The organism is Paenibacillus sp. FSL L8-0641, assembly GCF_038006265.1.
GTDB lineage: Bacteria > Bacillota > Bacilli > Paenibacillales > Paenibacillaceae > Paenibacillus > Paenibacillus polymyxa_D.
In genome coordinates, this window is record NZ_JBBOUW010000001.1 from 1,132,881 (window position 1) to 1,152,081 (window position 19,201).

Genomic DNA, 19,201 nt, shown 5'->3' on the forward strand with positions numbered 1-19,201 from the left:
AAGGACGTATTCGTCCCTTTACATTGATGTAAGCGTTATCATAGAATTTAAACAACAATAACTTATCAGTCACATAAAATAAATTTATTGAAAATACAAACTATGAAAGGAGCTAATGATTCAGATGAACAAAAGGTTTCGGTATACTGCGTTACTCTGTCTCGGTGTCATGTTGTGTGGAGTGGTCACCCCGATGGATAGCCAGGTCTCTGCTGCCTCTACGAGACAAATGGAAAAGCTGAACCGGGGAGCCGTCGCTGTTAAGGTGCCTGAGGGTGTACTGGTGAGCTGGCGCTTGCTGGGCACAGAAGCGGATTCGGTCGGCTTTAATTTGTACAGAGGGACAAGCAAGGTGAATGATGCGCCGATACCATCGAGAACCAACTTTTTGGACAAGGCAGGTTCGACCTCATCTTCGTATACCGTTCGTGCCGTGGTCAATGGAGCAGAGCAGGCCGCTTCTCCTGCGGTGAAGGTATGGAACAACAACTATCTGGATGTTCCGATCCAGCAGCCCGCGGGAGGCACAACTCCGGATAATGTGAGCTACACGTACCATGCCAATGATGCCAGCGTAGGGGATCTCGATGGGGATGGCGAGTATGAGATTGTGTTAAAATGGGACCCTTCCAATGCCAAGGATAATTCGCAATCCGGTTATACGGGAAATGTATTTTTGGATGGCTACGAACTGGATGGAACGCGCAAATGGCGGATCGACCTGGGACGGAACATACGGGCTGGAGCCCACTATACGCAATTTCTCGTCTATGATTTTGACGGAGACGGCAAAGCAGAGATCGTATGTAAAACAGCAGACGGCACGGTAGATGGTACAGGTGTAAAGATCGGGGACGCTTCGGCTGATCATCGAAACACGAGTGGATATATTTTGAAAGGTCCCGAGTTTCTCACTGTGTTCTCAGGTGATACAGGCAAGGCTCTTAGTACGATTGACTATGTGCCACCACGCGGAACGGTATCGAGCTGGGGAGATAATTATGGTAACCGTGTAGATCGTTTTCTCGCCGGGGTTGCTTATCTGGATGGCGTGAGACCCAGCATAGTGATGGCACGTGGGTATTACACTCGCACCGTTCTGGTCGCATATGATTGGCGGAATGGTAACCTGAGCCGACGCTGGACCTTTGACAGCAACAGCTCCACCAATGCCGGAACGGCTGGACAGGGGAACCACAGCTTGAGTGTAGCGGATGTGGATGGAGATGATAAGGATGAGATTGTGTATGGCTCGCTGGTTGTAGACGATAACGGAGCGAAGCTGGTTAACACCGGGATGGGACATGGTGATGCACTTCATGTTGGCGATCTAGACCCCGACCGTTCGGGCTATGAAGTGTTCAAGGTGAACGAGGACAAAAATGCCACCTACGGAGCTGCCATGTACGATCCGCGTAATGGAAATATTTTATGGGGCGTAAATACAGGCAAGGATACCGGAAGAGGCATGTCAGCAGACATTGACCCGCGGACCAAAGGGAACGAGCAGTGGGCACCGGGTATTGGGTTGCGTTCAGCCAAGGGACAGCTCATCACCAACACGCTACCGTCTTCCATTAATTTTGGCATCTGGTGGGATGGGGATCTCCTCCGTGAACTGCTGGATCATACCTCATCAAGCGCTGGAAAGATAGACAAGTGGAACTACACGAACTCGACTACTTCCAACTTGCTTACGGCAACAGGAACGAGTTCCAATAACGGAACCAAAGGAACGCCGTCCTTGCAGGCCGATCTGTTCGGTGACTGGCGTGAGGAAGTCATTTGGCGTAAAAGTGATAATTCAGCGCTGCGTATCTACACAACACCATACGAGTCAGAACATCGATTTTACACGCTTATGCATGATCCAGTGTATCGCTTGAGTGTTGCCTGGCAAAACGTAGCTTATAATCAGCCGCCGCACACCGGGTTTTATCTGGGAGAAGGGATGTCCAAGCCCCAGCAGCCGAATATATATACTCCTTGATATGTCGTTAGACAGTGGTTTGAAAACAAATAGAATGAACAAAAACAGAGAGGGCTCCAAGCGAATTGGAGCTCTTTTTGTCATGAGAGCCCAAGAGATAACGTATGCTTTCCATAAAAATGGGAACATTAGTTCTTATCGGTGGAATATATGTATGAAAAAGGAGGCGGAATCTGTGAGTTCTTTAACGACTGAAGGTATGATCGAGCTCGTAACTAATGTCGGATTCCCTGCTGCATTAAGTCTGATTCTGTTAAAATACATCCTCGTCACTTTGAGCCGCAGATTAGAGGAGCTGGACCGATCTGTTAAGCAACTGTCGCTATCTTTGGAAGAGATGGAGGCAAAGCAAGTGAAACAGTCAGAGCAACCGTCCCCGGCAAATACGGACAAACTTCGTGCAGAATGAACAAAAAAAGGCAAATAGAAACAATTTAGCAACCCAATCGAGAAGCGAAATTCTTATAATAGAAATGTCTGCAGTTTATGCAGACATATGATTATGGAGGTGTATATAAGTATGAAATTAAATACGAAGCTATCCGCACTATGCATTGCGGCCACACTTATGAGCGTGGCACAGGCCGCCGCTGCCGCGCCCGCTGTGACCGCTCCAGCGGAAGCGACGCAACCGAGCGTTGCCAGTCCGGCCGCATCCGCCCCGGGTCAGGTGCCAGCACCAGCAGCGTCTGCACCGGCTACGACTCCAGCCCCGGCGCAAGCGCCGTCGGCTCCAGCAAGCTCGCCCCCGGCTGCAGCCGCAGGTTCTGCCAAAGCCGCTACACCAGTAGCTCCGTCTGCACCAGCACAGCGTCCATCTACATCGGTAGCACCCGCGGCTGCTCCGATCGTACCTTCGACTGTGAAGCCGTCTAAGCCGCAACAGCCGTCCACTTCAGCGCCAGCAGCAGCGGCTACCAACGTGAAACCGACGCAACTGGACAAGCTGAACCACGAGAGTGCGGTTCCGCTTGTGTTGGAGGCGCAGTCTCGTTATCAATATGCAATCAGTGGTGGCAGCCCGGTGGGTAAGTCGTTCCAGTTGAACGGTAAAAGCTACCGCTATCTGTCCGAGGACATCGGTACAAAGACCAAATTGATCAGCTATCTGACGCAGGCCTACACAAAGCAGGCGAGTGAGCAATTTGTCGGTAAATTTTTCGTCGAAGTTAATGGCAGATTAGCTCAGTTGAACGCAGATGGTGGCAATTTGTTAGAGTTCAACCGGGCTACGGCGAAAATGGTAACCATGACTCCGGTGAAGCGCAGCTACCTGCTGACCGTGCCTTATCCGGCAGAAACCAAGCAGGCGAATGAGAAAATCACCGTGAATTTTGAAAAGGTCGGCAGCTACTGGAAAATCAGCTCTGCGCCGCATGTCATTTTCTAAATTAAGATTTTGCAACAGGCTTCATATGGGGTAAAGTGATGTTAAGGCTTGTTTCGTAAGCCCCAATTCAATGCAGGGGAGTGCTGTGCAATGATGACACCCATCAAGGTAAAAGACGTTAAGGATATTGAAAAAATCAATCAAATCGTATCCAATTTTACGTATGACATCTGGATTCATGGCAAAAGCGGCATGGCAGATGCCAAATCCATTTTAGGCATGTACGTGCTGAAGCTGGATGAGCCGCTAACTCTGGTTGTACCTGACAATGTTAATCCCAAGAAGCTGTTCAAGGAGTTGGAGGAGTTTATCCATTTTCCTGCTCAAGAAGGATAAAAGGCAAGCAGGCACTTGTAAACACTGGATGATCTATTACTAAAATAACGCAAAGAAGCCGTGGAACCTAAGTCCCACGGCTTCTTTTTTTAGTGTTCTTTCTCATCCAAAAACGGGAGATTCACCGAATAGTACATAACCCCCATAAGTAGCACGCCGCCAACCAGATTTCCGAGCGTAACCGGAACGAGATTATGGATCACGCCAGCGACAGAAACTGTACCCGGATGGTCCAGCACGAGCGCAATGGCGAAAGTACACATATTAGCCACACTATGTTCATATCCCGAAATGAAAAAGCAGAACACAAACAGCATCATGGCAAACATCTTTGCACCATTTTCCTTCATAAACATGGGAACAAAAAAGGCAAGACAGACCAGCCAATTACACAAAATGGCTCGGAAGAATAGCTGCATTGCAGGCGCTTCCATTTTATGCTCAACCACGCTCAGTAGAAAGCTGTTCACGCTGGAGGAGTCAAACAGACCGGTCAAGTAAATAAGGAGTGCAAATACCCCCGCACCCAGCAAATTACCGCCATAGCTGGTAGCCCATAATCGAAGCACCTGCCCCCAGCGTAGCTTTTTACGGAGTGCAGCATAAGTGTAATAGAAGGTGTTACCTGTAAACAAATCCCCGCCGCCGTAAGCGATCAGAATGATAGCCGCTCCGAATGTGAGCGCCGCCATGGGATAAGTGAATGGAGAATGCTCCATGTAAAAAAAGTTGCCCGTCTTGAAGGCTACAATAACGCCGAACCCGATGAACATACTCGCCAGCATGGAACGTGCCAAATACCGGAGTAGGCTCTGCTTGTAAATTTTGTACTTCTTCATGGCTAGCTGTTCGACATTGCGTAAGCCTTCCGTCTCCATATTTAAGGACAACCTCCTATTTTCTCATATGTAAGTCTTTAAACAGACTTTATTTTTCCCGAAACATGTCCAGTCTATCAGCAATTCTGTTAGCTTAACAAACCAAGCTTTTGCAGTCCGTACAAAATACCGTCTTCATCTGCGCGTTTTGTGACCATTTTAGCTGCGGCTTTGGCTTCATCACAGCCGTTGCCCATCGCGACGCTGTTATGTATAGCTGTCAGCATCTCCACATCATTTAAGCCATCGCCAAAGGCGTATTGATTTTCAGCGGCAATGCCCAGTCTGGACGTAATTTCGCGAATACCCTTCGCTTTGGAGCCAGCATGAGGAACAACGTCCACAGAACTCGGATGCCAGCGCACAAAGTCAAACGCCTTGAATACCGTTTCATAGAAAGGCTCTTCTTCTGCTGTACACATCAACAGCGTCTGATAAATATCTCTTCCTTGGAAATAGAGCGGATCGTATCCAACTGAAATCTTGGCCTTAAGCGTTTGGACCGATTTCTCTACAAGCTCATCGTTAGGAATATTGGCCTTCATGTCCATATGATCCATATATACGAGAGCATGATTATGTGTGAGGGCCAGATCGGTCATCGTTTGCAAGGCTTCTCTGTTCAACGGATTGGTAGCGACCACTTCCCCGCGGAGCACGACATATTGCCCATTAAAGCTGACGTAGGAGTCAATTTCCAACTGCTCGCGGATATCTTTGAACATAAAAGGCGCACGTCCTGTTGCAATGGCCACCTCATGTCCCAGCTCTTTCAAAGCAAAGACGGCCTTTTCTGCCGTTAACGGCATTTTCTTGTCATCGTCCAGCAATGTACCGTCGATATCGAAAAAGATAATTTTTTTGTCTGACATGTCCCTACACCTGACTTTCAATAATGTATTTGTCGAAATGAACTCATATGGATTCATTATATCAAAGGAACTGCTTCTGAATACACAAATACGTATAAATCCTCATGAATGTCCGACCTCTATAGCTTACAATATGAAATAAGGCTTACTGTAAAATATAATTTCTATCTCCTATTTCATAGATGGGATGTGATCACCATGACAAAAATCCAAGTCACACCGGAGCAGCTGGACAGCGTGGCCTCCCAATTTGCCAATGCCCACGGCACACTGTATAACCAGTTAAATGGCCTGGATAGCACAATGAACTACCTTCACAACCAGTGGGATGGTATGGAGAGGAATCGTTTTTATAATGACTATCGAACGGCTAAATATACACTATCTTCTGTATTAAATAAGGTTCAATCCATTGAAATTGAGCTGAAAAGCATCGCTTCGAAATTTAGAAATGCGGATGGTGAAAGCACACGTGGCTTCTGGACAGCCCTAGCTGCGGCAATGAGCGCTAGCGCAGCGCTGGCAGGCAGTGGAGAGGCTGGAGATCATGGTGGTGAAATTGCCAAGCAGCCCAAAAACATAGACGAATGGGAGCAGGCAGACGCGGTTAAATATCATCAATATGAGGAACTACTGAAAAACGCCGAGGCCATCGGCGACAAGCAGGTTATGCAGAAAATTCACGACCAGATGAATGTCCTGCAGCTGCAATATGAGGACTCCGTTACCCGTACAGATTACAATACAGGAGAGACCTCCAAGATCACATCCGATTCCCTTGTCGCCGTCACCGAACTGACAGGTAAAGACGGAAGCAAAACGGATATATCTATAGATAAAAAAGGGAATGTTGTGAGTTATGAGCAAAATACGGATAAATACGATTACTGGGTCCAAAAGCATACCCAATCAGCCGGAGAGCATGCTCTAGGTAAAACGGCCCAGACCGTCACCGGATATGGAATAGGTCTTATTTTGTCGCGCGGGGCTGGTGTTAGTGGGGGAAGTTCGGGCATCGGTACTGGCGCAGCCTCCGGCTGGGGGGAACACGTCGTCGGCATTGGTGGCGGCATGCTCAGTGACAAAGTACTTTTCTCTGTACCCGATGAGGGCGAAACCCGTACCATGATCTACCGAACGAATAAAGAAACCGGACATATTGAGAACATGATCATCGTCACCAAAGGTGAGAATGAAATGGAGTATCGCTATTGGGAGGATTATAACTAGATCTTGAGCAGTGAACGATAATAACGTGTTTAGGAGTACCCATAAAATCTACAGTCTTTTTTTCTAGAACAGGTGAGCGGCAGGTGGAAACTGTAAACTCACTAGCTGGAGAGGTCTGTGGATTTTTTGGTTTACCATTTTTTTCTGAATTCCGATATATTAAATAGATAGAATACATATCCAAGGTAATTTAATTGAATATTCGAAAAAGATTAAAGTACTAGTTTTAGAGGGTGAAATAGTAAATGAAAAAACCATCCATTAGTATTAGTAGTTGTGTTGTTTTGAGAGGGTAGGGAGAGGAGTTACGATATGCAACAATCAGAGACATTACTGTACACGTACAGGCTAACATTGAAAGATATCATGTTATTTAATTTTTGTTTGAAGTATCAGAAGTCTACTGGGCTTAAGTTGATGGCATCAATCCAGTTTCTGTTGGTCATTATGGCTACATACAAGCTTATAGTAGATAATGAAGTAGATCCTAATACGATAGCGATGTTCTTCTTTCCATTCTTAGTTTTTGTAATTATTCCTTTCTTTACTATTAAAGAAGTGAAAGCTAACTACCTAAATCACCCACAATGGCCTATTGAAAAAGATTATGAGTTTTCAAAGGAGGGTCTTCATTTTACGTACTCTGCGGGTTACAACTGGGATGAAGTAAAGGGGGTCATTAATACGCTGACTGCCTTTTATATATTGCTGCCTAATCATAAATTTATATTGGTCCCCAAGCGGATTTTTTCTAGTAGGCTGGAGCGCCGACAATTCAAAGAACTGTTGATAACCCAGATCGGATCAGAGAGATGGGATTATAAATTTATAGACAAAATGAGCAAATTAAATAGAAAATAATTATATTTATGGTAAATAAAATTAAAGGCTAATACATTTGTTAAAAGGAGGAACTCATATGTATCTTCTATTTTGTAGTGATCCTCTAAATTCTAAAAGTGTAGATATGGATTACCGTGAAGAGTGCGAGGTTGCACAGAGTCTTGGTTTTGATATAGGGTTGGTCAATTTTGATAATCTGATCGAGGATGAACGGGAAGGATCAGAGTCTAACCCATATATTGTTTCTAAGAATATGCGAGAGTATGTTGCTAAACAGGGAAGCGAGTACGTGAACGCGCTATACCGTGGATGGATGTTAAGGCCCAAAGTATATGGTGCTTGGACTGCAGCCTTGGAGGCCGATCGAATCAGGATGCTGACAAGTGCTAAGAGTTATAGGAACTGTCACTATTTTCCCGATTCATACTCGTTAATTCAAAATTTTACGCCTCGGAGTGTATGGCTGGAGCGGGACCAATTGGATGCGGAGCATATTCTAGAGGCGGTCATACCTTTTGGAACGACAGCAATAATGGTCAAGGACTTCGTTAAATCACGGAAACATGATTGGCTGGACGCCTGTTATATCCCGGATGCGTCAGATCAGGTGCATGTGGAACGGGTGATTCGTCGTTTTGTTGAACTTCAGGGGACAGAATTGAATGGAGGAGTTGTGTTAAGGGAGTTCGTACCTTTAGAATTTCTTACCCTTCACCCCAAAAGTGGCATGCCCTTGTCTAAAGAATATCGTCTATTCTTCATGTTCGGAGAGCCTGTTTTTACAGTTAATTACTGGGATGAGGCTGCATATGAGACCGTTCCTACAGATCTGGATGAATTTATTCAGATTGCACGTCAAATCCAAAGTCCATTTTTCACAATGGATATTGCTCGTACACAAGCAGGACAATGGATTATTATAGAATTGGGAGATGGGCAAGTTTCGGGACTGCCTGAGAACACGGATCTTGAAGCGTTCTATACAAATTTAAAAAAAGTGGTGGTGAACCGTGGATTATGGTAAAAGGCACAGTGCTTCTGTTGAATTGGAAGGCTGTGCCTTTCTATCAATTTTGACATTTCACAGACTTGCAATTGGGGTAGCAAATGATGGATGATAGAAGAGGGCCTTTTATGTAGAAAATAGGGCTAAAGATAGAGAGGATACTAATAATAAATAGATCGGATTTACCGTATTTTTGTATATTATTGTAGAAAAAGATCGTAATTCAGGTTATAGTAAAGGAAGAAATTAACTAGGATACCTTTACCCAAATACGTAATTGTGGAGGGAAACATGAGTACATTTAAAAATTGGTTGAATACAACTAAAAAAGGACTTGGAGACCAAGTTAAGAAGTTTAAGAATAAAGATTTTATGGAAGCTGTTGTTGCAGGCTGTGCATTAGTAGCATTTGCTGACGGTACGATTAGTCCGGAAGAGAAAACAAAAATGGCCGGATACATAAATATCAGTGAAGAATTGAAAGTGTTTGATATGGGTGAGGTCATCAACCGTTTCAATCACTATGTAGCGAACTTTGAGTTTTCACCTGAAATCGGTAAACAGGAAGCACTGAAGGCGATTGGTAAATTGAAAGGTAAGCCAGAAGTAGGCCGACTCGTCGTTGGCGTATGTAGCGCTATTGGCGCAGCTGATGGTGACTTTGATGCCAATGAGCAGCGAATTGTGGCTGAGATTTGCGGCGCGCTTGGTTTGAATCCGTCTGAATTTAGTCTGTAAATTTTACGGAAGGGAGGTGTGTTAATCAGTGGCTGTAATTAATCTGGTCAAGGGCCAGAAAATTGATTTGACCAAGGGAAACACAGGACTGACCAAGGTTATAGCAGGATTGGGATGGGACCCTGTACAGTCCAAAGGATTTTTTGGCTTCAAGAAGCAACCCAATATTGATTGTGACGCTTCTGCCATTTTGCTGGATGCCAACGGAAAACTGACTCAGTCAGATAACGTAGTGTGTTTCCACAATAAAAAAAGTCCATGTGGCTCTGTCGTGCATTCCGGTGATAACCTGACCGGACAAGGTGACGGCGATGATGAACAAATTGAAATTGACCTGGCACGTATTCCTGCCAATGTCGACAAAGTGCTTGTTGTTGTGAATATATATGATTGCGTTAACCGGAAACAGGACTTCGGCATGATCGAGAAAGCGTATATCCGCATTCTGGACGGTGCTAATTCCAAGGAACTGGTGACGTTTAATTTATCTGATAATTATGAAGGGCTGACCGCACTGGTCTGTGGAGAACTCTATCGTCATAACAACGAATGGAAGTTTGCTGCAATCGGTGAAGGAACCCATGCCGTACATATTGATGTGCTGGCTCAGCGTTATATGTAATTTTAGGTTGCTCATACAAAACTTAATGTGAAAAGGGGTTCTTACTCATGGCAATTAACTTATCCAAAGGTCAAAAAATCGATTTGACGAAAACAAATCCAGGTTTGTCCAAAATCACAGTGGGTCTCGGTTGGGACACAAATAAATACGATGGCGGTAAAGATTTTGATCTGGACGTATCCGTATTTTTGGCTAATGCGGAAGGTAAAGTAGAATCCGATAAGAACTTTGTCTTTTTTAATAACCCACAAAATGAGAACGGCTCTGTCGTTCATACAGGGGATAACCGCACAGGTGATGGCGACGGAGATGACGAGCAAATTAAAATTGATCTGGGTAGCGTGCCAGCTAACGTTGAAAAGATCGCTTTTACGATTACAATCTATGAAGCACAAGAACGCAGCCAAAACTTTGGACAAGTGTCCCGTGCTTACGCTCGTATCGTAAACGAAGCAAACAATGAAGAATTGGTCCGCTTTGATCTGGGAGAAGATTTCTCAATCGAAACAGGCGTTGTTGTAGGCGAACTGTATCGTCATAGCGGTGAATGGAAGTTCAATGCCATTGGTAGCGGCTATCAAGATGGTCTTGCAGGATTGACGCGCGATTACGGTTTGGCATAAAAAATCTATACAAAGAAAGCAGGTATGCGGAATGACCATTAGCCTTTCCAAAGGACAACGTATTGATCTGACCAAAACGAATCCTGGCTTGACTCGTGTCGTTGTAGGTCTTGGATGGGATACGAATAAATACAGTGGTGGCGCGGACTTTGACCTGGATGCTTCAGCTTTCCTACTTTATGAAGACGGCAAAGCCAAAGCTGCGGATGATTTTGTATTTTACAACAACCCGACAGGTGGAGCAGGATCGATTACCCATACAGGCGATAACCGTACAGGTGAGGGCGATGGGGATGACGAGCAAATCATCGTTGATTTCTCGAAGATTCCTGCGAACATCCACCGTATCGGGATCACGGTTACCATTTATGATTACGAGGCACGCGCGCAAAACTTTGGTCAAGTGTCCAATGCTTTTGTGCGTGTGGTAGATGCAGCAACGGATCGTGAAGTGCTGCGCTACGATTTGGGAGAAGATTTTTCCACCGAAACGGCCGTCGTATTCTGTGAATTTTACCGTCAGAATGCAGACTGGAAATTCCAGGCTATCGGTAGTGGCTTTGCTGGTGGATTGGGTGCGCTTGCTAAAAACTATGGCTTGGACGCTCAATAATATCCACTTGGGGTGGTGTCCATAGGGCGCTACCCTTTCTTTTTAAGCTATTACATTGAGCATTTTGCATAAATCCCAAGAGCATTTTCAAATCAGCAATATATAGATCGAAACGCTTTAGTTTGTCTATATATTGTTCTTATGTGCGTTGGGAATCGAATGATCCAAAATGCTACATTAGCGTACGCTGACACATGACAAACCGACAGAAAGGTGACACAATCATGGCTGTTATCGTAGTAAAGGGACAGAAGGCGGATTTGACGAAAACAAATCCGGGCCTGACCCATGTCAACGTAGGGATTGGCTGGGAGTCCCCAGCGTCTCTGGAGCTGGATACTTCGGCATTTTTGCTAGGTCCTGGAGGAAAAGTATCGGGTGATGAGGATTTAATTTTTTATAACAATCCGACCACTCCCTTTATCACCTATTCAGACGGACAACAGTCCGGTGACAAAAAGCAATTTGCCCTTGATCTGACGCGAATTCCTGCAAACATCGAGAAGATTGCGTTTACGCTGACGATTTATGATGCGGATCAGAAACGGCAAAATTTTGGACAGGTTCAAGGTGGGTTCATTCGTTTTGCTCATCCGGTTAGCGGAGAGGTTTTGCGGTTTAATTTGGACAGTGGATTTACAGTGGAAACGGCGATTGTCATTGGTGAACTGTATCGTCATAACGGGGAATGGAAATTCAACGCGATTGGCGCAGGTTTTTCCGGTGGATTGGATGCGTTGTGCGTTAATTTTGGGATTGAAGTGGAAAATAATCCGGCTCCTCCCACGCCAGTGCCTACACCTCCGTCTCCAGCGCCTCGACCAGCACCAGCGCCTCGACCAGCACCAACGCCGCCACCAGTACCACCTGCTCCGAAGCCAGAGCCATCTGCAACACCGGTGAATCTGAATCTGCGGAAAATTGAGCTGAAGAAGAAGGGCGACACCATTAATCTGAAAAAGGGCTCAGGCGGATTGGGTGAAATCCTGATCAATCTGAACTGGAATCAGGTGCAGCAAAGCAAGGGATTTTTTAATCGCGGCTCCAAGGGTGTCGATCTGGATCTGGGCTGCTTATATGAGATGAAGAATGGAGATAAAGGCGTTGTACAGGCGCTCGGGGAAGTTTTCGGTTCTCTAAATCGCTTTCCGTACATTGCTCTGGATGGCGACGACCGAACAGGCTCTGTGAAAACAGGGGAAAATCTTCGCATCAACGGTGCTAAAATTTCTGAAATTAAGCGAATTTTGGTGTTTACCTTCATCTATGAAGGAGTCACGAACTGGTCACAAGCGGACGGGGTAGTCACGCTGTACCAGAAGGATGGGCCGGACATTATCGTTCACATGAATGAACATGACAATCGCAAAGGGATGTGTGCAATTGCCATGATCCAAAATGTAAACGATGAAACGTTTAGCATTGAAAGACTCGTGCAGTTCTATGGCGGTCATCGTGAGTTGGATCGGGCCTATAACTGGGGCATGCGCTGGTCGCAGGGTAGCAAATAAATTGAATTATCGGAGGCACTCTTTTCATGTTGAATGATTTGTTTAAAAATATCAGCGAAAACTACGGCCATTTCTTTTCATGGAGTGATGTTGTAGGTACGCTTACTGATCCAGTGAGTTGGGGGATTATAGGAACTCTCATTTTGCTGGAAGGACTTTTATCGGCGGATAACGCCTTGGTTCTCGCAGTTATGGTTAAACACTTACCTAAGGAACAACAGAAGAGAGCCTTATTTTACGGGATTTTGGGTGCGTATATATTCAGGTTCCTGGCTATCGGCTTGGGTACATTCCTGATTAAGTTCACCCTGATTAAGGTACTGGGTGCAGCTTATCTGCTCTATATCGCTTATAAGGGCTTATTCAAGTCCGAAGGTGATGGAGAAGTGAAAAACAAACCTACTTCTTTTTGGAAAACGGTATTAATGGTCGAACTGATGGATATTGCCTTCAGTATTGACAGCGTCATTGCAGCTTTCGGTGTGAGCGAGAAAGTATGGGTTCTGTTCCTGGGTGGTATTCTCGGCGTTCTGATGATGCGTGGCGTTGCTCAAGTGTTCCTCAAGCTCATTGATAAATTTCCGGAACTGGAACAGACAGCCTTTATTATGATCGCCATTATCGGGGGTAAAATGCTGGCTGCTGCTTTTGGCTTTCATATGTCGCAGATTTTATTCTTCGGCATTTTGATTGCTGTCTTTGTAGGCACAATGGTTATCAGCTCGGCGAAAAGAAAGAAAAAGGCCGACAAAGAGGCTTAATGTACAAAGTATAGCGAAATCCCTCCTGAAACTAAGGGGGGATTTCTTTTATACCCGGAGCACAGGGCTTCAGTCAGGCAAGAAAGAGCAAGAGGAGGGGAAGAGCCCTGAAATATTTTAATGATTTAACCTCTGAGGAAGTAGAAGCGATCTTTTATACTCCACCGTTGGAGTTTCATAACCGTTCTCCCAAAAGTATATTGGCTTATGCGATAGGAGCGGCTTTGTACATGCCAGCGACCCGCTCGGAAGTAGCGGAAGAGATCAAAAATGGAAAACATGAAGGGTTAACAACGGTCATTTTGGATTTGGAGGATGCGATAGGGGATCAGCAGGTCGGGCAGGCGGAACAATCGCTGGCGCAGCAGCTGTTTCAACTATTGTCTTATGTACGGACGGGGATGATGAGTGAACAGCAATTACCTTTGTTATTTGTGCGTGTGCGCTCTGTGGAGCAGTTGGAACGACTACTGAACGGTTTGGGTGAATCTTTGTCGCTGCTCACGGGCTTTGTCTTACCCAAGTTCTCTTCTGATAATGGACGAGCGTATTTTGCACTCATTGCAGAATATAACCGGAGTATGCATACAGGGGCAGGAAACGAAAACAACATGCCTGTGCTGTACGGGCTACCGATTCTTGAAAGCTCCAAAATCATTTATCGGGAATCCCGCTGGAAAGAGCTGTTGTCGATTAAAGAAATCTTAGACGAGTACCAGGAATATGTGTTGAATGTACGCATTGGAGCAACCGATTTTTCCAGTCTATATGGCTTGAGACGCAGCCCGGATATTACGATTTATGAAATTGCCGTCATTCGGGATTGCATCGCAGATATTATTAACTTGTTTGGACGCGTGGGCTCAAATTACGTCATTTCCGGTCCTGTATGGGAATATTTCTCTCACCGAGAACGTGTCTTTAAACCTCAATTAAGAGTATCTCCTTTCGAAGATGCACTTGGGAAGCCGGGCCGACACTTGCGGATGGACTTCATCTCAGATGCCGTAGACGGACTGATCCGAGAAGTCATGATGGACAAAGAGAATGGGATTATCGGCAAAACGATTATTCATCCCTCCCATATTAAGCCGGTACAGGCCATGTATGCGGTGACACATGAAGAGTATATGGATGCACTTGAAATTGTTGAGCGTAACGACGGTAGTCTGGGTGTATTCAAAAGTACCTATGCCAACAAAATGAATGAAATTAAGCCGCATTTGAATTGGGCTCATCGAATTATCAATAGATCAAAAGTATACGGGGTGTTACATGAACAACAACATTTTGTCAGTCTCTTACCCAACCACGAAAACACATCTGCTGCCAATCCTGGAGCAGTTCAGCGTTAAAATTACGGAGACTCATAATCCATTCCGTCTTCCTGTGGACAAGCTGTTTGCGATGGCGGCACGGGTCAATAAAAAGCGTTCATTTTTATTTGTCAGCAAGGTGCTGGGCAAGCATATTCCGGTAAACCCATACACCTCTCTGCTCAGTGGTGCGGCGCTGGCGATCCTGCTATATAAGGAGCTTGTCCCACAAGCGGGACAACAGATGGATGAACTGATTGGAGAGGCCGTGAGAGGACTACTTAACCCAGACTATGCGAAAGAGGCCTATCGAAAGCTGATGGATGAGCGTTTAGCTTTTGCTTTTACGGAGCCGATCAAGTTTGTTGGTTTTGCCGAGACGGCTACAGCACTGGGACACAGTATGTATCGGTTGTTTGACGACGGGGCCTCGTATATTCATACGACGCGCGAGGATATCCCGGGCCTTCGGCCTATTATTCGGTTTGAAGAAGAGCATTCGCACGCTGTTGATCATCGTTGCTATGCACTGGATGAAGGTGCTTTTGCGGGTGATGGCCCGATTGTGCTGGTAGATGATGAAATTACGACGGGGAAAACAACGCTTAATATCATACGGGATATTCAGGAGCATTTTCCGCGTAAACAGTATGTGATTGCTTCGTTATTGGATTGGCGGACAGACAGCGACGAGCAGGCTTTCGCTGATCTGGAGGTAGAGCTAGGCATTACGATTACGCCTTTAAGCTTGCTCAAAGGAAAGATTGAGGTACAGGGAGTACCAATACTGGATCACGCAGAATATGCTGGACAGGCTGGGAACCCAGAACATGCAGCCACTAGCATGGCAGAGGTTAATAAAGATGCTTCTGGAATAATTGACCACCGTTTTGAACAGGAGGCTTCCGGTTTTGAGCGGGTAGTACACAGCTCCATGTCAACGGACGGCTACACCAATACAGCTCCTTATCTAAAATATACAGGCCGTTTTGGTCTACAATCCATTGACAATTCAGCGTTGGATGCAGAAATCACGCGTACAGCCGAACGACTGAAGCAACTTCGTTCTGGGCAACGCACGCTGGTTATGGGCACGGGAGAATTCATGTACATTCCAATGCGGATTGCAGCAGAGTTAGGCCCGGATGTGTATTTTCAATCGACGACACGCAGCCCGGTATATCCCCACCGAGAAGAAGGGTATGGAGTCGCTTGTGGTGTGACATATCCATCGCCTGAGGACAGTACGATACGCAATTTTATTTATAATGTAGACCCTGGTCAGTATGACGAAATATTCGTTTTGATGGAAAGGGAGTCGGACCTAGAGCGGATGAACCCCATGCTGGAGGCTTTGAACCGTCTGGGCTGCGATAAAGTGCATGTCGTTTATTTTAACGGTTTAACTAGACAGGAGAGTAAAGGAGCGCGGATATGAAGCAAGCACTCATGGAGCAAATACAACAGAAGAACATTCATCCGCCCAAACCTCTAGGCAGTTATCCTGCCTCGGATGTCACATTTTTATTGAAGGATTTGAGTAGGGTTACGTTGGAAAAAGGGACGGAGGATCGTGAAGAGGCGATTCAGTCGGGCGTCCATTATTCAGAAATGCTGCCAGTGGAATACGAGCCCACCGAAGAGTATATTGCATTGTTTCACGAAACGCTTGCCCAATCTGCCCAAAAGGTTGCATTAGCGGCAGCTTCTGTGGCTGAGATGATTGTGAGAAAAAGAGGCTTAAATACGGCGATTGTTTCTCTGGCTAGAGCAGGGACGCCCATTGGTATCCTGATCAAGCGTTATATTGACTGGAAGTATAGCGTATCCTTGCCGCATTACAGCATTTCTATTATTCGTGGCAAAGGCATTGACCGGAATGCGATATTATACATTTTACAGCAGCATGGGCTGGGGATTGAACTTCAGTTTGTCGATGGCTGGACGGGGAAAGGGGCAATTCGCCAGGTATTGATTGAGGCCTGCCGTGAGATGAATGCGGATTACGGGTTGCGCCTAAATGATGATCTGGCGGTGCTGGCCGATCCGGGCAGATGTTCAGAAACCTTTGGTACACGAGAAGATTATTTGATTCCAAGTGCTTGTCTGAATTCGACTGTATCAGGTTTAATGAGTCGGACGGTATTACGCGACGATCTCATAGGCCCTGACGATTTCCATGGGGCCAAATTTTATGAATCCTGGCGGTCAGTGGATCAGTCCAATACGTTTGTGGATACGGTATCCGGGTATTTTCAAGACGTGGCTGAAGCGGCCGTTGCATATGCTGAACTAATGACATTGAATCCGCCTGCGGTGACATGGCAGGGCTTACGGGATATTGAGGCGATTCAGCAGGCATTTGGCATTCGGGATATCAATCTGGTCAAGCCCGGAGTGGGGGAGACGACTCGTGTACTGCTGCGCAGAGTGCCGTGGAAAATTCTGATTGATCGCGAAGATAATCCGAATCTCCAGCATATTATGCTGCTGGCAAAGGATCGTGGAGTGCCCGTAGAGGTATTTGAAGGATTGACTTATTCCTGCTGCGGAATTATCAAGCCGCTCAAGGGGGGACAAGAATGATCTACGCAAGTGATCTGGATCAGACACTGATTTACTCCAAACGTTCGCTTGGCGTACCGCTGGAGTCCCCTGGTCTGTTGCCTGCGGAACAGATAAACGGGGCGACATCGGCTTTTATTTCTGAACAAGCCCTGCAATGGCTAAAGACACTGCCTGAAGATGTGATGTTTATGCCCGTGACGACTCGGACGATGGAACAGTATCGACGAATCACCGTGTTTCAGACGGAGTTGGTTCCCGCATATGCCGTGACGAGTAATGGCGGAAACATCATCGTTGGAGGCGAGGTGGATCGAGAGTGGAATCGACGTATTCATGAACAAGTGCGCCGTGATGGTGCTCACGCGGAAGAAGCACGTCAGGTGTTCGGGCAGGTGCTGCATGAAGATTGGGTGGTAAACGAACGCTTTTGCGACGAGTTATTCTATGCTTTCATGATTGAACGGGATCGTATGCCGCTGGAACAGGTGCTGGAGAAGGCGCGAATCATGCGTGAAATGGGCTGGGAGGTATCCATTCAAGGTCGTAAGGTGTATTTGGTACCTGCAGCCGTGAATAAACAGGCAGCCGTGGAGCATATCCGTAACCTCACGAATGGAGGGACCGTGGTTGCGTCCGGTGACTCTTTGCTAGACCGTTGTCTGCTGGACTATGCCGATTATGCGATTGCTCCGCGTCATGGTGAATTGTATCGGGAACAACTGCGGGATAAGCTGGAGGTCAATTATCGTTTTACAGAAGTGTCGGGGGTTTATGCAGCGAACGAAATCATGGCGTATGTTCATGAAATACACCGGAGTGTGTTCGCAGCTCAAACTTCATTTTCAGAATAGATAGGGGACGTGGCTCTGTGAAGAAGGTTAAAGTGTATTTTAACCGCTGGTTTTCAGTGGCGTATCATTATATGAATGCTATTCGTAACAATGAGGACGGTATTCCGTTCGAGATCTATGCGACGCACTCTGATCCGCAGCATATGGCGTTACAGGCCAGTGATGTAGCTGAAGTAGAGCCTCGCACCAGTGGTGTGGAGTACGCACGGTTTTGCGCTGATTTTTGCAGGCGGCACGGAATTGATGTCTTTATCCCACGGTGGAATATGCTCGATATTAGCAAGCATCTTTATTTGTTCGATGATATTGGGACAAAAGTGATGGTATGCCAAGATACCGAACTGCTGGAGCAACTGATGGAAAAGGATCTGTTTTATGAATCCATCCGTCAAAAGGACATTGTCACGATTCCCGATTATGCCATTGCCAGCAATGCTGAGCAGTTTAAACAGGCTTATGAGTCGTTAATAGCACTTGGGCATAAGGTATGCTTCAAGCCATGTAATGCGGAAGGCGGAATGGGCTTTCGTATCATCGACAATGAACGTAATCCGCTGGAGGAACTGTTCGGCCATGCGCTGAATCATATTTCATTCGAGGAAGCACACCGCGTATTGTCATCCACAGAATCATTTCCCAATCTGATGGTGATGGAGTTGCTGGAGGGATACGAATACAGTATTGACTGCCTGGCTGACCGGAACGGAAAGCTGCTAGCAGCAGTTCCGCGTAGGAAGGCAGGAGGACGATTACGGCTGCTGGAGCAGCATCCCGAGCTGTTGGAGGTGGCACAGAAGGTCGCTGAGGCGTATCATATTCCGTACAATTATAACATTCAGGTAAAATATAACGGCGAGCATGCCAAGCTGCTAGAGATCAATCCGCGGATGTCCGGAGGACTTCATGTATCATGTTTGTCAGGTATCAACTTTCCTTATCTAGCGGTGAAATCGGCTTTGGGTCATGAGATCGGTTCACTTCATCCGCAATACGACATTTTAGCCAGTCATATCGAGCAGCCAATCACCATACGTAAATCCGTACATTGACACA

General features: G+C 46.1%; 20 protein-coding genes. 18 read left to right on the forward strand and 2 right to left on the reverse strand.

What is annotated here, in order from left to right; all coding sequences use genetic code 11:
- Nucleotides 1–124 precede the first annotated feature (124 nt).
- From MKY16_RS05010 to MKY16_RS05025, 4 genes are all read left to right on the forward strand, one after another.
- Nucleotides 125–1,990: a rhamnogalacturonan lyase gene (locus tag MKY16_RS05010; RefSeq protein ID WP_397376031.1), complete on the forward strand. Its 1,866-nt coding sequence runs from the start codon at nt 125–127 to the stop codon at nt 1,988–1,990.
- Between the two features lie 175 nt (nt 1,991–2,165).
- A complete protein-coding gene (locus MKY16_RS05015; RefSeq protein ID WP_039272563.1) occupies nt 2,166–2,399 on the forward strand; it encodes a hypothetical protein in 234 nt (77 codons plus the stop codon).
- Between the two features lie 111 nt (nt 2,400–2,510).
- Nucleotides 2,511–3,380: a DL-endopeptidase inhibitor IseA family protein gene (locus MKY16_RS05020; RefSeq protein ID WP_209950002.1), complete on the forward strand. Its 870-nt coding sequence runs from the start codon at nt 2,511–2,513 to the stop codon at nt 3,378–3,380.
- Between the two features lie 90 nt (nt 3,381–3,470).
- Entirely contained in the window at nt 3,471–3,716 is a 246-nt protein-coding gene (locus tag MKY16_RS05025; protein WP_209950003.1) for an HPr family phosphocarrier protein, read from the forward strand.
- 89 nt (nt 3,717–3,805) lie between these two features.
- Here MKY16_RS05025 and MKY16_RS05030 read toward each other — a convergent pair whose 3' ends face one another.
- A complete protein-coding gene (locus tag MKY16_RS05030) occupies nt 3,806–4,594 on the reverse strand; it encodes a formate/nitrite transporter family protein (protein WP_318628264.1) in 789 nt (262 codons plus the stop codon).
- Nucleotides 4,595–4,683: 89 nt separating this feature from the next.
- Nucleotides 4,684–5,466, reverse strand: coding sequence for a Cof-type HAD-IIB family hydrolase (locus MKY16_RS05035; protein ID WP_029517570.1), 783 nt, complete (start codon nt 5,464–5,466; stop codon nt 4,684–4,686).
- 198 nt (nt 5,467–5,664) lie between these two features.
- Here MKY16_RS05035 and MKY16_RS05040 point away from each other — a divergent pair, with 198 nt between their 5' ends.
- The 14 genes from MKY16_RS05040 (at nt 5,665) to MKY16_RS05105 (ending at nt 19,197) form a co-directional block, all read left to right on the forward strand.
- Complete coding sequence (locus MKY16_RS05040) at nt 5,665–6,696, forward strand: WXG100 family type VII secretion target (protein ID WP_340954411.1); 1,032 nt, start codon at nt 5,665–5,667, stop codon at nt 6,694–6,696.
- 312 nt (nt 6,697–7,008) lie between these two features.
- Nucleotides 7,009–7,557, forward strand: a complete 549-nt coding sequence (locus MKY16_RS05045; RefSeq protein WP_069012931.1) for a YcxB family protein — start codon at nt 7,009–7,011, stop codon at nt 7,555–7,557.
- Nucleotides 7,558–7,615: 58 nt separating this feature from the next.
- Nucleotides 7,616–8,563 (forward strand): ATP-grasp domain-containing protein, encoded by a 948-nt coding sequence (locus MKY16_RS05050; RefSeq protein WP_340954414.1) that lies wholly within the window; start codon nt 7,616–7,618, stop codon nt 8,561–8,563.
- Between the two features lie 273 nt (nt 8,564–8,836).
- The gene (locus tag MKY16_RS05055) at nt 8,837–9,283 is read left to right on the forward strand and encodes a tellurite resistance TerB family protein (protein ID WP_013369616.1); all 447 of its coding nucleotides are present in this window, start codon (nt 8,837–8,839) and stop codon (nt 9,281–9,283) included.
- 28 nt (nt 9,284–9,311) lie between these two features.
- Nucleotides 9,312–9,905, forward strand: a complete 594-nt coding sequence (locus tag MKY16_RS05060; RefSeq protein ID WP_069012933.1) for a TerD family protein — start codon at nt 9,312–9,314, stop codon at nt 9,903–9,905.
- A 47-nt stretch (nt 9,906–9,952) separates the two neighbouring features.
- Complete coding sequence (locus MKY16_RS05065) at nt 9,953–10,528, forward strand: TerD family protein (RefSeq protein WP_013308970.1); 576 nt, start codon at nt 9,953–9,955, stop codon at nt 10,526–10,528.
- 31 nt (nt 10,529–10,559) lie between these two features.
- Nucleotides 10,560–11,141: a TerD family protein gene (locus tag MKY16_RS05070; RefSeq protein ID WP_069012934.1), complete on the forward strand. Its 582-nt coding sequence runs from the start codon at nt 10,560–10,562 to the stop codon at nt 11,139–11,141.
- A gap of 224 nt (nt 11,142–11,365) precedes the next feature.
- Nucleotides 11,366–12,652 (forward strand): TerD family protein, encoded by a 1,287-nt coding sequence (locus tag MKY16_RS05075; RefSeq protein WP_208332449.1) that lies wholly within the window; start codon nt 11,366–11,368, stop codon nt 12,650–12,652.
- Between the two features lie 26 nt (nt 12,653–12,678).
- The gene (locus MKY16_RS05080) at nt 12,679–13,413 is read left to right on the forward strand and encodes a TerC family protein (RefSeq protein WP_029517565.1); all 735 of its coding nucleotides are present in this window, start codon (nt 12,679–12,681) and stop codon (nt 13,411–13,413) included.
- Between the two features lie 167 nt (nt 13,414–13,580).
- Nucleotides 13,581–14,768 (forward strand): HpcH/HpaI aldolase/citrate lyase family protein, encoded by a 1,188-nt coding sequence (locus MKY16_RS05085; RefSeq protein ID WP_340884493.1) that lies wholly within the window; start codon nt 13,581–13,583, stop codon nt 14,766–14,768.
- Nucleotides 14,689–16,167 carry a phosphoribosyltransferase family protein gene (locus MKY16_RS05090; RefSeq protein WP_081317631.1) on the forward strand — a complete coding sequence of 493 codons (1,479 nt, stop codon included), beginning with the start codon at nt 14,689–14,691 and terminating at the stop codon, nt 16,165–16,167. Before MKY16_RS05085 ends, MKY16_RS05090 begins: the two co-directional genes overlap by 80 nt.
- Nucleotides 16,164–17,315, forward strand: a complete 1,152-nt coding sequence (locus MKY16_RS05095) for a cysteine protease StiP family protein (RefSeq protein ID WP_340954416.1) — start codon at nt 16,164–16,166, stop codon at nt 17,313–17,315. The genes MKY16_RS05090 and MKY16_RS05095 overlap by 4 nt, the downstream gene beginning before the upstream one ends.
- The gene (locus MKY16_RS05100) at nt 17,312–18,148 is read left to right on the forward strand and encodes an HAD family hydrolase (protein WP_029517561.1); all 837 of its coding nucleotides are present in this window, start codon (nt 17,312–17,314) and stop codon (nt 18,146–18,148) included. Before MKY16_RS05095 ends, MKY16_RS05100 begins: the two co-directional genes overlap by 4 nt.
- A 17-nt stretch (nt 18,149–18,165) precedes the next feature.
- Nucleotides 18,166–19,197, forward strand: coding sequence for an ATP-grasp domain-containing protein (locus tag MKY16_RS05105; protein WP_069012937.1), 1,032 nt, complete (start codon nt 18,166–18,168; stop codon nt 19,195–19,197).
- The last annotated feature ends 4 nt before the right edge of the window (nt 19,198–19,201 follow it).